Here is a 12,618-nt window from a genome sequence, read left to right as displayed (position 1 = left end):
GGTACGAAAAGCGCGTTCGATGGCCGAGGCCCGTTTGTCATAACGGGACAAAGCATCACAATGTGTGACGTTCGGGAAATGTCTCCCTGCTCATTCCGGAGATATTGAAGATATATGGGGGATGTATTCTGGACGCCCTCGTCATTCCTTCGGAATTCATTCGGCGGGATCGCGACTCTTGCCGGGAAAGAACTCCGCGTGACCGCCGTCCGAATACCCGCCGTTCCGAAACACCCGCCGTTCCGAAACACCCGCCGTTCCGAAACACCCGCCGTTCCGAACGCCTGCCGCTCCTCGATATCAGGACGTCGGGAAAGTCCTGCGACCGGCCTCAGAGCCAGCCCTGCTGACGGGCCGCCCGTACCGCCTCCATGCGGTTGCGGGTCCCGGTCTTGCCGATGGCCGCGGAGAGGTAATTCCGTACCGTCGATTCGGACAGATGCAGTTTCGCCGCGATATCGGAGACGGTCGCGCCGTCCACGGACGCGTTCAGCGCGTCACGTTCCCGCGCGGTGAGCGGGCTCGGGCCCGCGCTCAGCGCGGCGGCGGCGAGCGCCGGATCGATCACGGTCTCGCCCGTCAGCACCCGGCGGATCGCGGCGGCGAGCTCCTCCACCGGCCCGTCCTTGACCAGGAAACCCGCCGCCCCCGCCTCCATGGCCCGGCGCAGATAACCGGGACGGCCGAAGGTGGTCAGGATCAGCACCCGGCAGTCGGGCACCTCCTCCCGCAGCAGCGCGGCGGCGTCGAGGCCGCTGAGGCCGGGGAGTTCGATGTCGAGCAGTGCCACATCGGGGCGTGAGACGAGCGCCGCGTCCACGATGGCGTCACCGGTGGCCACCTGGGAGACCACCTCGATGTCCTGCTCCATGCCCAGCAGCAGCGCGAGCGCGCCGCGCATCATCCCTTGGTCCTCGGCGAGAAGGACGCGTACGCACTTGGCCGGCCGGTGGTCCTGCGGCATCTCGGTCACCTGCAAAGGGTAGGGCGGCGGCTCCCGCCGGGGGGTGAGCGCGGCGCGGCGCGGAGCCGGGATTTCAGCACGCTCCCCGCGCCGGGCCGTCAGGCGCGGTGCCGGTGGGGGCCGTTGCCGTCGTGGTGTCCGCCGGCAGGGTGGCGGTCACGCGGAATCCGGCCGCCGGTCCCGCCGGGCCGGTCGGGCCCGGGGAGCCCGCCGCCGGGTCCGCCGGGCCCGCTTCGAGGGTGCCCCCCGCCGCCGCGAGGCGCTCGGTGAGCCCCCTCAGCCCCGTACCGCCGGTGGCCGCCGCGTCCTGGCCGGACCGCACGCCGACCCCGTCGTCCGTCACCGTCAGCCGGACCCGCTCGGCCGAGCCGTCCACCGTGATCACGCAGTGAGCCGCGGAGCTGTGCCGTACGGCATTGGTCACGGCCTCCCGCACGACCCAGCCGAACAGCACCTCGGTCCCCGGCTCCAGCGGCGGTCCTGACTGCCGTACGACCGGTTCGATCCCGGCGGCGGTGAGCGCCGAGCGCGCCCGGTCCAGGTCGGCGGAGAGGCTGCCCTCGCGGTAGCCGGTGACAGCCTCCCGGATCTCGGTCAGCGCCTGCCGGCCGACGGCTTCGATGTCCGCGATCTGGCCCAGGGAGGCACCGGGATCGCGCGGGGCGAGCCTGCGCGCGGCCTCCGCCTTCACCACGATCACGGACAGGGTGTGCCCGAGCAGGTCGTGCAGATCGCGGGAGAAGCGCAGCCGTTCCCGCTCCACCGCCGAGCGCGCCAGCTCCTGCCGGGTCTCCCGTAGCTCCATCACCGTCTCGGCGAGGGTGAGGAGCGCCGCGGTCACCATCAGCGAGATGAAGGTGCCGTACGCGATCGGGACCGCGCCCCAGCCGTCGTGGTACGCCGCGACCACGCCGGCCGCGGCGCTCAGCGGGATGGCCACCAGCAGGAGGGCCCGGCCGCGCAGCACGCTGCCGCAGGCGAGCCCGAACAGCGGCAGGAACAGCAGCCAGCTGCCGCCGTACACGCCGGCGAGCCCGAAGGTCATCAGGCCCATTCCGCTGAGCAGCCACCACGTGGCCGGACTCCGCCGTTTCTCCGGCTGGAAGGACCGGAACACGACGGATACGTAGAGGGAGTTGAAGACCAGCAGGCCGATGCCGCCGAACCAGGGATTCGGCGTCTCGCCCTGGACGATGTTGGAGAAGGAGCCGAGGCCCAGCAGCAGCCAGGGCAGCAGGGCGTAGGCGCTGGGAGGTCCCGGCCTGTCGCCGGGGCGGTGGCGCCGGAACAGGTGTCGCCGGGTGGTCCGTTCTTCGGGTGCTCGCGTCCGTGTCATGCCAATGACGCTACGGAGCCCGGCCGTTGCGCGGCAGATGCGCATGTACGGACTCGCCGAGTACAAATGTCACGGCCCGAGCGTCACGGCCGGAGTGTCCCGCGCGACGTCCCGGCCCGATGTCCCGGCCCGGCGTCCCCGCCCGGGCATCCCGGCCCGGCGTCCCCGCCCGGGCGTCCCGGCCCGGGCGGGGACGCCGGGTGGGGCGTGACCGTCCCCGGCGACATTCAGCCAGGCGCCCCACGGCCCGTCAGGGGTGCCTGCTGCAGTGGCACCGGTCTCCACATCGCGGGGGTGTCCGGAGCCGCCCGCGATTCCCCGCCGGTCCAGTCCGGGTGTGCCGGGTGGGTGGCCGGTGCCGGGCCGGAGCCGGTTCCGGAGCCGGTTCCGGAACCGGCTCCGGGCTCGGTCCCGGCGAGGAGCGCGTTCGCCGGGACGGCGAGACGCGCCACCCCGCAGGGCACCGCTCGCGTCGCGTACGGCAGCCGCAGGACGCCGTCCGCGCTCCACAGGCCGGCCCCCGCCAGCCACCCGTCGGGCGCGGGCAGGTGCCGCAGCCGCTTGCCCGCCGGCCGCCACAGCCCCACCCAGCTGCCCGCCGCGCCGTCGATCCGCAGCGCCACCGCGCAGCTCTCCGGCATCAGTACCTGCCCGGGCTGTACGGCGATCGGCGTCACCGCGTAGTCCGCCGGCCTCAGGCAGTCGGGGAAGCGCACCGGCCGCAGGCTCCCCAGGACGCCCCAGCCCAGCCGGTCGTGCCCGGCCGCGTCCGAGCGGATCAGCAGCAGCCCGCTGTCGGCGTCCGCGAGCAGCAGCCGGTCGTTGCTGTCCTCCGTGATCTGCAGCAGCGGGGTCGTCTCCCCGCCCCGCTCCAGGTCGACCGCGACGGCCTTGACCACGCCGTCCGTCTCCCGGTCGAGGGCCAGCATCCGCCCCGTACGGTCGAGCCACGCGCCACCCGAGCAGCGCCCCCGCACCTCGGCGATCCGCTCGGGGCCGAACGCGCCGCCCGCCACCAGCCAGATCGTCGTGGAGTGCGGGCTGGCCGACAGGGCGTACGCGCACCGGCCGTCCGGCGGTGGCGGCAGCAGTGTCAGTTCCGCGCACTCGATGCTGCCGACCGGCAGCTGCCCCGTCCCCGGCCCTATCGGATAGAGCAGCGAGAGGTCGTGCCGGTCGGCCACCCGGCGGCGGATGAGCACCCGTCCGTCGGCCAGCGGCAGTACCTCGCTGCCGGGCTCTTCGGGCTGGTCGAGGGGGAGGGACACGGCGTACGGCTCGGGGCCGCCGAGGGTCCACCGCTCCGGGAACCACGCGCCGTCGTGCTCCGCCGCGCCGGCCGTTGCCGCCCCCGGCTCTCCGGCCGCCGGGCCGCCCCCCGCCGGGCCGCCCCCCGCCGGGCCGCCCCCCGCCGGTCCGGCCGCTCCCGGTCCGCCGTTCTCGGGCGCGCGGAGCGTCAGCCGTGCCGCGTACATCCCGTCCGCCGTGATCGCGAACCTCGTACCCGCTACCGCTCCGCTCTCCGCCGTCATCTCGATGGCACCGACCGTCATCGGCTCGTCACCTCCGGCGACGAAGGTAGTTTTCGCACTTCCTGCCGAACAATACGAGAGCCCGCACTTCACACATAAGGGTGGACACGGTGCGTTTCGCCGGGAATGGCGGGGTGGGTGTGCTGGGCGAGAGGGCGACGGGCTAAGGTAAGGCACGCCTAAGTAACCGCTGTGAGCACCGTCCTGCAACGCTCTTCGCCGCTCTGCACGCCTTGCTCGATCTCCCGTCAGGAGCATGTAGATGTTGTCCGTACGACGCCGTGGCGCAGCCGCCGCCGTCACTCTCGCCGCCGCGCTCACCCTCGCGGCCTGCGGCAGCGGCGCTTCCTCCGACAGCGCCGACAGCGCCGACAGCGCCGGCAGCGGCTCCGGCGCCAAGGGGTCGGACAGCGGCAAGAAGGCCGCCGTCGCCACGGGCGGCGAGGACTTCGCCGGCGCGGCCGAGAAGACGGCCACGTACGGGACCGACGCCCAGCCGGGCCAGTTCCCGCGCACGATCAAGCACGCCATGGGCACGACGGAGCTGAAGACGCGCCCCGCCCGGGTCGTCGTGCTCGACGTCGGCGAGTTCGACAACGTCGTATCGCTCGGTCTGAAGCCGATCGGCTACGCGCCGACCGAGGGCGCCGTGGGCATCCCCAGCTACCTGAAGAAGGACGCGGGCAGCCCGAAGGACGTCGGCACGATCAACAGCCTCAACCTGGAGACGATCGCGGGCCTCAAGCCCGACCTGATCCTCGGCAGCCAGCTGCGGGCGGCGGACAAGTACAAGGAGCTGTCGAAGATCGCTCCGACGGTCTTCTCGATCCGGCCGGGCTTCACGTGGAAGGAGAACTACCTCCTCAACGCCCAGGCGCTGGACCGCACCGCCGAGGCGAAGGCGAAGCTCGCCGCGTACGACAAGAAGGTCGCCGGCCTCAGCACCGACATCGGCGCGGACAAGCCGGTCGTCTCGATGGTCCGCTACATGCCGGGCAAGCTGCGGCTGTACGCGAAGGCGTCCTTCATCGGCACGATCCTTGAGGACGCCGGCCTGCCCAGGCCCGCGAACCAGCAGATCAACGACCTCGCCGTGGAGATCAGCCCGGAGAAGATCGACGACGCGGACGCCGACTGGATCTTCACCGGTGTGTACGGGGACCCGGCGAAGACCGACCGTGACACCGCGCGCTCCAACCCGCTGTGGAAGAACCTGAAGGCGGTCAAGGCCGGTCAGGCCAAGGACGTCCCGGACGAGACCTGGTACCTGGGCCTGGGCGTCACGGCGGCCGACCTGGTCCTCGACGACCTGCGCGGTTACTTCGTCAAGTAGCGGGTCCGCGGCCCGAGCGGCCGGACCCAGCGGCCGGAGCACTTGACCGACCCCGACCCCGACCCCGACCCCGACCCCGACCCCGACCCCCCGGCGGGGACGGGCGGCCCGGTCACGGTCATGGTGGGCGGGGCACGGAGGGCAGGTAGCCTTTCCTCCGTGCCCCGCCTGTCCGAAGTCCTCGCCGCGCTCGACGCCCTCTGGCCCCCTGAGCGGGCCGAACAGTGGGATGCCGTCGGCACCGTCTGCGGCGACCCCGACGCCACGGTGACCCGCGTCCTGTTCGCCGTCGACCCCGTCCAGGACATCGCCGACGAAGCCGTACGGCTCGGCGCCGACCTGATCGTCACGCACCACCCGCTCTATCTGCGTGGTACGACGACGGTCGCGGCGGACACCTTCAAGGGCCGCGTCGTGCACACCCTCATCAAGCACGACATCGCGCTGCACGTCGCGCACACCAACGCGGACACCGCCGACCCCGGCGTCTCCGACGCCCTCGCGGGCGCGCTGGACCTGCGGATCGTACGGCCCCTCGTGCCCGACCCCACCGACCCGGCGGGCCGCCGCGGCCTCGGCCGGGTCTGCGAGCTGGACCCGCCCGCCACCCTCCGCGACTTCGCCGCCCGTGTCGCCCACCGGCTGCCGGCCACCGCGCAGGGCATCCGCACCGCCGGCGACCCGGACGCCCTCGTCCGTACGGTCGCGGTCAGCGGCGGCTCCGGCGACAGCCTTTTCGGCGCGGTCAGAGCCGCGGGCGTCGACGCGTTCCTCACCGCCGACCTGCGCCACCACCCCGCCTCCGAAGCCGTCTCCGAGGCGGCCCGGCACACCGCGCTCGCGCTGGTCGACGCCGCGCACTGGGCCACCGAGTGGCCCTGGTGCGAGCAGGCCGCCGCCCAGCTCGACGAGATTTCCGACCGCCACGGCTGGGACCTGCGGGTCCACGTCTCGAAGACGGTCACCGACCCCTGGTCCTCCCACCACTCCTCAGGAGCCCCCAACTGAACGCCGCGCCCGCCGACCAGATCCGACTCCTCGACGTCCAGGCCCTGGACGTACGACTGTCGCAGCTCGCCCACAAGCGCAAGTCGCTGCCCGAGCACGCCGAGATCGAGTCGCTCACCAAGGACCTCGCGCAGCTGCGCGACCTGCTCGTCGCCTCGACGACCGAGGAGAGCGACACCGCCCGCGAGCAGATCAAGGCGGAGCAGGACGTCGACCAGGTGCGCCAGCGGGCCGTACGCGACCAGCAGCGGCTGGACTCGGGTTCGGTCAGCTCGCCCAAGGACCTGGAGAACCTCCAGCGCGAGATCGTCTCGCTCGCCAAGCGCCAGGGCGACCTTGAGGACGTCGTCCTGGAGGTCATGGAGCGCCGCGAGTCCGCCCAGGAGCGGGTCGCCGAGCTGACGGAACGTGTCTCCTCCGTCCAGTCGAAGACGAACGACGCGGCCGCGCGCCGGGACGCCGCCTTCGAGGAGTTCGACGGTGAGGCGGCGACCGTCACCAAGGAGCGCGAGGTCGTCGCCGGGTCCATCCCGGCCGACCTGCTCAAGCTGTACGAGAAGCTGCGCGTCCAGCAGGGCGGGGTGGGCGCGGCCCGCCTCTACCAGCGGCGCTGCGAGGGCTGCCGGCTGGAGCTCAACATCACCGAGGTCAACGACGTCAAGGCCGCGTCGGCCGACACCGTGCTGCGCTGCGAGAACTGCCACCGCATCCTGATCCGTACCGCCGACTCGGGTCTGTAGGCCGATGCCCACCACACCGGGACGGAAGCCGAAGTTCTTCGTCGAGGCGGACGGCGGCTCCCGGGGCAACCCGGGGCCCGCCGGATACGGCGCGGTCGTCCTCGACCCGCTGACCGGCGAGCCGCTGGCGGAGGCCGCCGAGTACATCGGGGTCGCCACCAACAACGTCGCCGAGTACAAGGGCCTGATCGCCGGACTCAAGGCCGCGAAGGCCCTGGACCCGGCGGCCCAGATCCATGTCCGGATGGACTCCAAGCTCGTCGTCGAGCAGATGTCGGGGCGCTGGAAGATCAAGCACCCGGACATGAAGCCGCTGGCCGCCGAGGCCGCGCGGATCCTCCCGGCCGCGCAGGTCACGTACGAGTGGATCCCGCGCGAGAAGAACAAGCACGCGGACCGGCTCGCCAACGAGGCGATGGACGCGGGCAAGAGGGGCAAGCAGTGGGAGCCGTCGGCCTCCACGGCCGCGCTGGACGCGGGGGCGGCGCGATCCGCCGCGCGTACGGCCGTGGCCGCGCCGCCCTCCGGTCCGCCCGGTGACGCGGCGGCGGGCGCGGCCCGGGCACGGGCGGCGCTGGCGGGAGCCGGCGCGGCGCAGGCGTCCGGGAGCGCGGGCACGGCCCCCGCAGCCACCCCGTCAGCCGCCTCGTCGACCCCCTCCGTGGGCTGGGGCGCCTCGGCCGATCTCGGCACCCCCGCCACCTTCGTCCTGTTGCGGCACGGCGAGACCGCCCTCACTCCCGAGAAGCGCTTCTCGGGAAGTGGCGGCAGCGACCCGGAGCTGTCGGCGGTCGGCCGCCGCCAGGCCGAGGCCGTCGCGGCGTCGCTGGCCGCGCGCGGCACCGTCCAGGAGATCGTGTCCTCACCGCTGAGGCGCTGCCGTGAGACGGCGGAAGCGGTCGCCGCCCGGCTCGGCCTCGGCGTCAGCGTCGAGGAGGGTTTGCGCGAGACGGACTTCGGCGCCTGGGAGGGGCTGAGCTTCGCGGAGGTACGGGAGCGGTACGCCGACGACCTGAACGCCTGGCTCGCCTCGCCCGCCGCCGCCCCGACCGGCGGCGGCGAGAGCTTCGCGACGGTCGGCCGCCGCGTCGCGGATGTCCGGGACCGGCTGCTGGAGCGGTACGCGGGCCGGACCGTCCTCCTCGTCACGCACGTCACACCGGTCAAGACGCTGGTCCGGCTGGCCCTGGGCGCGCCCCCCGAGTCCCTGTTCCGGATGGAGCTGTCGGCGGCCTCGCTGTCGGCGGTGGCGTACTACGCGGACGGCAACGCCTCGGTCCGCCTCCTGAACGACACCTCGCACCTGCGCTGACGGCCGGAGGCAGGCGGCCCGGCCAGCCGTCGGGCGGCCCGGAATCATGCGCCCAGGCCGGGAATCCGGCGGCCCGGCCTGGCACCGGGCCCGGCAGCAGGCGGCCGGGCCCGGCGCCCGGCCGACCGGCCGACCGGGAAACGCGGGTGCGCCGGGGGACCGCACCGTAGGAACATCGGGCATGAACTGGCAACTGACCGACGACGTCGAAGAGTTCCGCCGGAGATCCGGGTCGCCCCCGTCTACACCCCACCCGAGCTGCGCCGCCACGGGTACGCGGCGGCGGTGACGTCAGCCGTCACGCAGGCGGCGCGGCAGGCGGGGGCCCGCGAGATCGTCCTCTTCACGGACCGCTCGAACCCGACGTCCAACGCCCTCTACCGGCGGCTGGGCTACCGCCCGCTGGCGGAGCACGTCTCTCTGGACTTCGGGCGGCGGGCGGGCCCGGGCCGAGGGCTGAGGGCTGAAGCTGAGGGCTCAGGCGCGGCGCGTGAGCCGGAGTGTCGATGCCTCGCGGGCGAGGGACTCCACGCGGTCCCAGTCCTTCGCCGCGAGCGCGTCGGCCGGGAGCATCCACGTACCGCCGACACAGCCCACGTTCGGCAGCGCGAGGTACGACGGGGCCGACTCCGGGGTGATGCCGCCCGTCGGGCAGAAACGGGCCTGGGGGAGAGGGGCCGACAGGGACGACAGGTAGGCCGTGCCGCCCGCCGCCTGCGCCGGGAAGAACTTCATCTCCGTGACACCGCGCTCCAGCAGCCCCACGACCTCCGAGGTGGTCGACACCCCGGGCAGGAACGGCACACCGGAGGAACGCATCGCGTCGAGCAGGGTGTCCGTCCACCCCGGGCTGACCAGGAAACGCGCGCCCGCCGCCACCGAGTCGGCCACGGCGGCGGCCGTGATCACCGTGCCCGCGCCGACCACGGCGTCCGGCACCTCCGCCGCGATCGCGCGGATCGCGTCCAGTGCCGCCGGCGTCCGCAGGGTTATCTCGATGGCGGGCAGACCGCCCGCGACCAGGGCGCGGGCGAGGGGGACGGCGTCGGCGGCATCGTTCAGGACGACGACAGGGATGACGGGGGCGAGGTCGAGCACGGAGATCATGGCCTCATCCTGCCGCGCGGGTGGCGCCCCCCGCAATGAACGTTGCACAGGGCGCAACGGACGCCGATCGAGGTTCTGGCGAGGGCCTAGTGAATGGCCGTGACCACCACGTCCAGCGCCCATGCCCGCCCGGCCCTCTCCGGAGCCGTCGCCTCCACCACGTACCCCAGCTCCCGCAGCGCCTCCACCAGCCCGGCCGGGTCCTCCGGCCGGACTCCCGCCGTCAGCAGATCCCGCACCAGCCGGCCCTTCGTCGCCTTGTTGAAGTGACTGACCACCGACCGCTTCTCGGCGCCGGTCGCCGGGTCGATCCGCGCGTGCAGCACCCGTACCGTCGCCGTACGCCCCGCCACTTCACCCTTCGGCTTCCACGCCGCCGCGTACGCCGCCGAGCGCAGATCCAGCACGAGCCCGTCGCCCGCCGCCTCCGGCATCACCGACTCCATGGGCGCGCGCCAGTGCGCGCCCAGCGCGCCGAGCCCCGGCAGTCTGACCCCCATCGAGCAGCGGTACGAAGGGATACGGTCGCCCACCCGGACCGCGCCCCACAGCCCGGAGAAGACCAGCAGCGACTTCCCGGCCAGCCGGCGCGCGGCGGGTTCGAGCGTGGCCAGGTCCAGCGCGTCGTACAGCACGCCGGTGTAGATCTCCCCGGCGGGCCGGGTGCCCGCCGTGCGCAGCTCCGTGTTCTTGGCGATCTCCCCGCGCAGTCCCTCGCTCAGGCCCAGCACCGTGCGGGCCTTCTCCTCGTCGGCCGCGCACAGCTCCACCAGCTCGTCCAGTACGGCGGCCCGCGCCTCGGCCAGACCCGGCAGCGACAGGGACTCCGGCTTCAGCGGAGCGCCACGCCCGGAGGCGGCCTTTCCCTCCGAGGGCGGCAACAGGACGAGCACGGCGATCTCCTCACGGACGTACGGCGACGGGGGCGCGGCCCCCGCGCCAGGGTAGGTGACACGGCGCACCCGCTCTCTCCCCACCGTCTCGATGCGAACCGTCCCACCACCGCCGGGTAGCATGGCCGACACGGCAGAACGAGCCGGGCGGGCGGCCGCGTCAAGATCCCTGATCTTGCCGAGGAACGTCCGGGCTCCACAGGGCAGGGTGGTGGGTAACGCCCACCCGGGGTGACCCGCGGGACAGTGCCACAGAAAACAGACCGCCGGGGACCTCGGTCCCCGGTAAGGGTGAAACGGTGGTGTAAGAGACCACCAGCGTCCGAGGTGACTCGGACGGCTAGGTAAACCCCACCCGGAGCAAGGTCAAGAGGGGCCATCGGCTGATGGCCCTGCGCGGACGATCGAGGGCTGCCCGCCCGAGTCCGCGGGTAGACCGCACGAGACCGGCGGCAACGTCGGTCCTAGATGGATGGCCGTCTCCCCGGCCGCCGCGAGGCGACCGGGCGACAAAACCCGGCGTATAGCTTGGCTCGTTCTGCCGCCCCCTCTTCGGAGGAGGCGAAACCCCCTCTGACTTGCATGTTTGTGGGTCAGAGGGGGTTCTCATTTCACGGGCTGACCCTAGTGCTTTTGCCCTACTTGCCTGTTTCTTCTGCCTGTTTCTGACCGCCCTGTGGCGATTGTGTGGCGGTGAAGACGTCCCAGGGGGTCGCGCGCTTCCTGAGCCGGTTCCTGTCCCGGACCCCAGCCGATTCCGCTCCCCCCGGCCGAGCCCGTGCCTGATCCCGAGACGCCTCCGGCCGTGTAGGGCGCGACCTCCAGGGCCACGCAGAGGCCCCGCCCATCTGCCTGGGGCAAGAGGGACGGGGCCTTTCATCACCTTGGAGAGGTCGCCGATCAGATGGGCGGGACGCTAGTGCGGAATGCCTTCGATGATGTCGCGGGCTCCCTGCCGTAGCAGCTCGGCGCAGACGCGCGAGCCGAGTACGGCCGGGTCGTTCAAGGACTCGCCCCAGAGGTGGGAGTGAACGAACTTGGAGCCGTCGCGGGAGAAGACCATCGCCCTGAGGCTGAGCTGTCCGTCGGGCTCCGTGACGCAGTGCCCCGCGATGGGGCTGTTGCAGTGGCCTCGCAGGCCGTGCAGCATGACCCGCTCTGCGGTGATCTCGGTCATGGTTCGTTCGTGGTTGAGCTGCTGGAGGAGGTAGGCGACGGAGTCGTCGTCCTTCCGGCATTCGAGGCCGAGGGCTCCCGCGCTGACGGCCGGCAGCATGTCGGCGACTTCGAACACTTGCCGGGCCCGGTGCATCATGTCGAGGCGTTCGAGTCCGGCCTTTGCCAGCACCATGGCGTCGAGCTTGTGGTCGATGGGCTTGCGTCCGTCCATCTTCTCGATTCGGGTGCCTACCAGGCCGCGAATGCGTACGACGTTCAGGTCGGGGCGTACGCGGTTGATCTGAGCCTTACGGCGCACGGCCGAGGTGGCGACGGAAGCGCCGGGCGGCAGGTCGTCGAGCGTCAGTACCTCGGAGCCCTCGGGGACGAGCAGCACGTCGCGTACGTCGTCGCGCGGAAGGTAGGCGGCGAAGATCAGGCCGCGCGGCATGGGGACATCGCCCGGCACGTCCTTCATGCAGTGGACGGCCATGTCGACCTGTCCGCGCTGCAACATCTGATCGATCTCGCGGACGAACAGGCCCTTCCCGCCGAGCTGGGCGAGGTCGCCCTGCCACTTGTCGGCCTCGGTGGTGACCGGCACGACCTCGATGTCGAGGTCCTGCTCGATCTTGCGCAGCAGGGCCGACACCTGGTCGACCTGAGCGAGGGCCAGCGGTGAGCTGCGAGTGCCGATGCGCAGTTTCCGGGCGGGGAAGTCGGTCGTGGTCATAACGTCCCTTCGTATCTGGTTTCACGGTAGTGGGCGCGCTGGGGCGTCTGGAGCGGGCCCACTATTCGCGCCGCGAGCGCCGGATGAAGCATTGATTCCGCGTCGGCACGAGTGGCCCAGCGCCAGGCGTCGAGCTCGTCGCGCTGCAAGACGATGCGGTCGGTGTCGGCGGGGTAAAGCACGGGGCCGGCAAAAATGAATGCGAGCCGGTTGCGCCGGCCGGGCCGGGTGGCTTGCAGCCACTCGACGGCGAACAGGTCGTATTCCTGTACGTCGAGGTCGAGGCCGAGTTCTTCCCGTCCCTCTCGACGGACGGCGTCGAAAGGGGACTCATTCATTTCGACGATGCCGCCGGGCAGCTGCCACGGGGCGTTCTCCTTGGCCGGGCGGACGATGAGCAGGTTGTCACTCGGATTGGTGAGCAGGACGGCGGCGGTTACGGGGTGGCCGGCAGCCTGATTGGCCATGGGTACTCCCGGAGGACGTAACTAGGGCGGTCTTT

Annotated in this window: 11 protein-coding genes, 1 other RNA gene and 1 pseudogene; 6 read left to right on the top strand and 7 right to left on the bottom strand. The window is 72.3% G+C overall.

Features of this window, described 5'->3' with window-relative positions; all coding sequences use genetic code 11:
- Positions 1 to 331 precede the first annotated feature (331 nt).
- From ACIBAE_RS10060 to ACIBAE_RS10050, 3 genes are all read right to left on the bottom strand, one after another.
- On the bottom strand, positions 332 to 964 hold the full coding sequence (locus ACIBAE_RS10060) for a response regulator (protein ID WP_399283811.1): 633 nt from the start codon (positions 962 to 964) through the stop codon (positions 332 to 334).
- 73 nt (positions 965 to 1,037) lie between these two features.
- Entirely contained in the window at positions 1,038 to 2,300 is a 1,263-nt protein-coding gene (locus tag ACIBAE_RS10055) for a sensor histidine kinase (RefSeq protein WP_399283615.1), read from the bottom strand.
- Positions 2,301 to 2,527: 227 nt separating this feature from the next.
- A complete protein-coding gene (locus tag ACIBAE_RS10050; protein ID WP_399283613.1) occupies positions 2,528 to 3,853 on the bottom strand; it encodes a hypothetical protein in 1,326 nt (441 codons plus the stop codon).
- A 244-nt stretch (positions 3,854 to 4,097) separates the two neighbouring features.
- Here ACIBAE_RS10050 and ACIBAE_RS10045 point away from each other — a divergent pair, with 244 nt between their 5' ends.
- The 5 genes and pseudogenes from ACIBAE_RS10045 to ACIBAE_RS10025 all read left to right on the top strand — a co-directional run.
- Entirely contained in the window at positions 4,098 to 5,165 is a 1,068-nt protein-coding gene (locus ACIBAE_RS10045) for an ABC transporter substrate-binding protein (RefSeq protein ID WP_399283810.1), read from the top strand.
- A gap of 159 nt (positions 5,166 to 5,324) precedes the next feature.
- The gene (locus tag ACIBAE_RS10040) at positions 5,325 to 6,173 is read left to right on the top strand and encodes a Nif3-like dinuclear metal center hexameric protein (protein ID WP_399283611.1); all 849 of its coding nucleotides are present in this window, start codon (positions 5,325 to 5,327) and stop codon (positions 6,171 to 6,173) included.
- The gene (locus ACIBAE_RS10035) at positions 6,170 to 6,913 is read left to right on the top strand and encodes a zinc ribbon domain-containing protein (RefSeq protein WP_399283808.1); all 744 of its coding nucleotides are present in this window, start codon (positions 6,170 to 6,172) and stop codon (positions 6,911 to 6,913) included. The genes ACIBAE_RS10040 and ACIBAE_RS10035 overlap by 4 nt, the downstream gene beginning before the upstream one ends.
- A 4-nt stretch (positions 6,914 to 6,917) precedes the next feature.
- The gene (locus ACIBAE_RS10030) at positions 6,918 to 8,225 is read left to right on the top strand and encodes a bifunctional RNase H/acid phosphatase (RefSeq protein ID WP_399283609.1); all 1,308 of its coding nucleotides are present in this window, start codon (positions 6,918 to 6,920) and stop codon (positions 8,223 to 8,225) included.
- 63 nt (positions 8,226 to 8,288) lie between these two features.
- Positions 8,289 to 8,618 (top strand): annotated as a pseudogene (locus ACIBAE_RS10025) (GNAT family N-acetyltransferase); the annotation flags it as partial.
- Between the two features lie 84 nt (positions 8,619 to 8,702).
- Here the strand turns inward: ACIBAE_RS10025 and eda are convergent.
- Complete coding sequence (eda, locus tag ACIBAE_RS10020) at positions 8,703 to 9,332, bottom strand: bifunctional 4-hydroxy-2-oxoglutarate aldolase/2-dehydro-3-deoxy-phosphogluconate aldolase (protein ID WP_399283607.1); 630 nt, start codon at positions 9,330 to 9,332, stop codon at positions 8,703 to 8,705.
- 86 nt (positions 9,333 to 9,418) lie between these two features.
- Positions 9,419 to 10,225 (bottom strand): peroxide stress protein YaaA, encoded by an 807-nt coding sequence (yaaA, locus tag ACIBAE_RS10015; RefSeq protein WP_399283807.1) that lies wholly within the window; start codon positions 10,223 to 10,225, stop codon positions 9,419 to 9,421.
- Positions 10,226 to 10,364: 139 nt separating this feature from the next.
- On the opposite strand from yaaA, the gene rnpB reads away from it, so the two are divergent.
- Positions 10,365 to 10,765, top strand: an RNA gene (gene rnpB / locus ACIBAE_RS10010) — RNase P RNA component class A.
- 376 nt (positions 10,766 to 11,141) lie between these two features.
- Here rnpB and hemC read toward each other — a convergent pair.
- Positions 11,142 to 12,116 (bottom strand): hydroxymethylbilane synthase, encoded by a 975-nt coding sequence (hemC, locus tag ACIBAE_RS10005; protein WP_399283605.1) that lies wholly within the window; start codon positions 12,114 to 12,116, stop codon positions 11,142 to 11,144.
- Positions 12,113 to 12,583 (bottom strand): NUDIX domain-containing protein, encoded by a 471-nt coding sequence (locus tag ACIBAE_RS10000; protein WP_399283604.1) that lies wholly within the window; start codon positions 12,581 to 12,583, stop codon positions 12,113 to 12,115. The genes hemC and ACIBAE_RS10000 overlap by 4 nt, the downstream gene beginning before the upstream one ends.
- Positions 12,584 to 12,618: the final 35 nt, after the last annotated feature.

The organism is Streptomyces sp. NPDC051569, from assembly GCF_044454085.1.
GTDB lineage: Bacteria > Actinomycetota > Actinomycetes > Streptomycetales > Streptomycetaceae > Streptomyces.
This window is presented reverse-complemented; position numbering and strand designations above follow the sequence as displayed.

What these genes read in the sequence shown, in the direction of transcription:
- ACIBAE_RS10060 (WP_399283811.1), bottom strand. Translation starts at nt 964, where the DNA reads ATGCCGCAGGACCACCGGCCGGCCAAGTGCGTACGCGTCCTTCTCGCC.
- ACIBAE_RS10000 (WP_399283604.1), bottom strand. Translation starts at nt 12,583, where the DNA reads ATGGCCAATCAGGCTGCCGGCCACCCCGTAACCGCCGCCGTCCTGCTC.
- ACIBAE_RS10030 (WP_399283609.1), top strand. Translation starts at nt 6,918, where the DNA reads ATGCCCACCACACCGGGACGGAAGCCGAAGTTCTTCGTCGAGGCGGAC.
- eda (WP_399283607.1), bottom strand. Translation starts at nt 9,332, where the DNA reads ATGATCTCCGTGCTCGACCTCGCCCCCGTCATCCCTGTCGTCGTCCTG.
- hemC (WP_399283605.1), bottom strand. Translation starts at nt 12,116, where the DNA reads ATGACCACGACCGACTTCCCCGCCCGGAAACTGCGCATCGGCACTCGC.
- ACIBAE_RS10055 (WP_399283615.1), bottom strand. Translation starts at nt 2,300, where the DNA reads ATGACACGGACGCGAGCACCCGAAGAACGGACCACCCGGCGACACCTG.
- ACIBAE_RS10050 (WP_399283613.1), bottom strand. Translation starts at nt 3,853, where the DNA reads ATGACGGTCGGTGCCATCGAGATGACGGCGGAGAGCGGAGCGGTAGCG.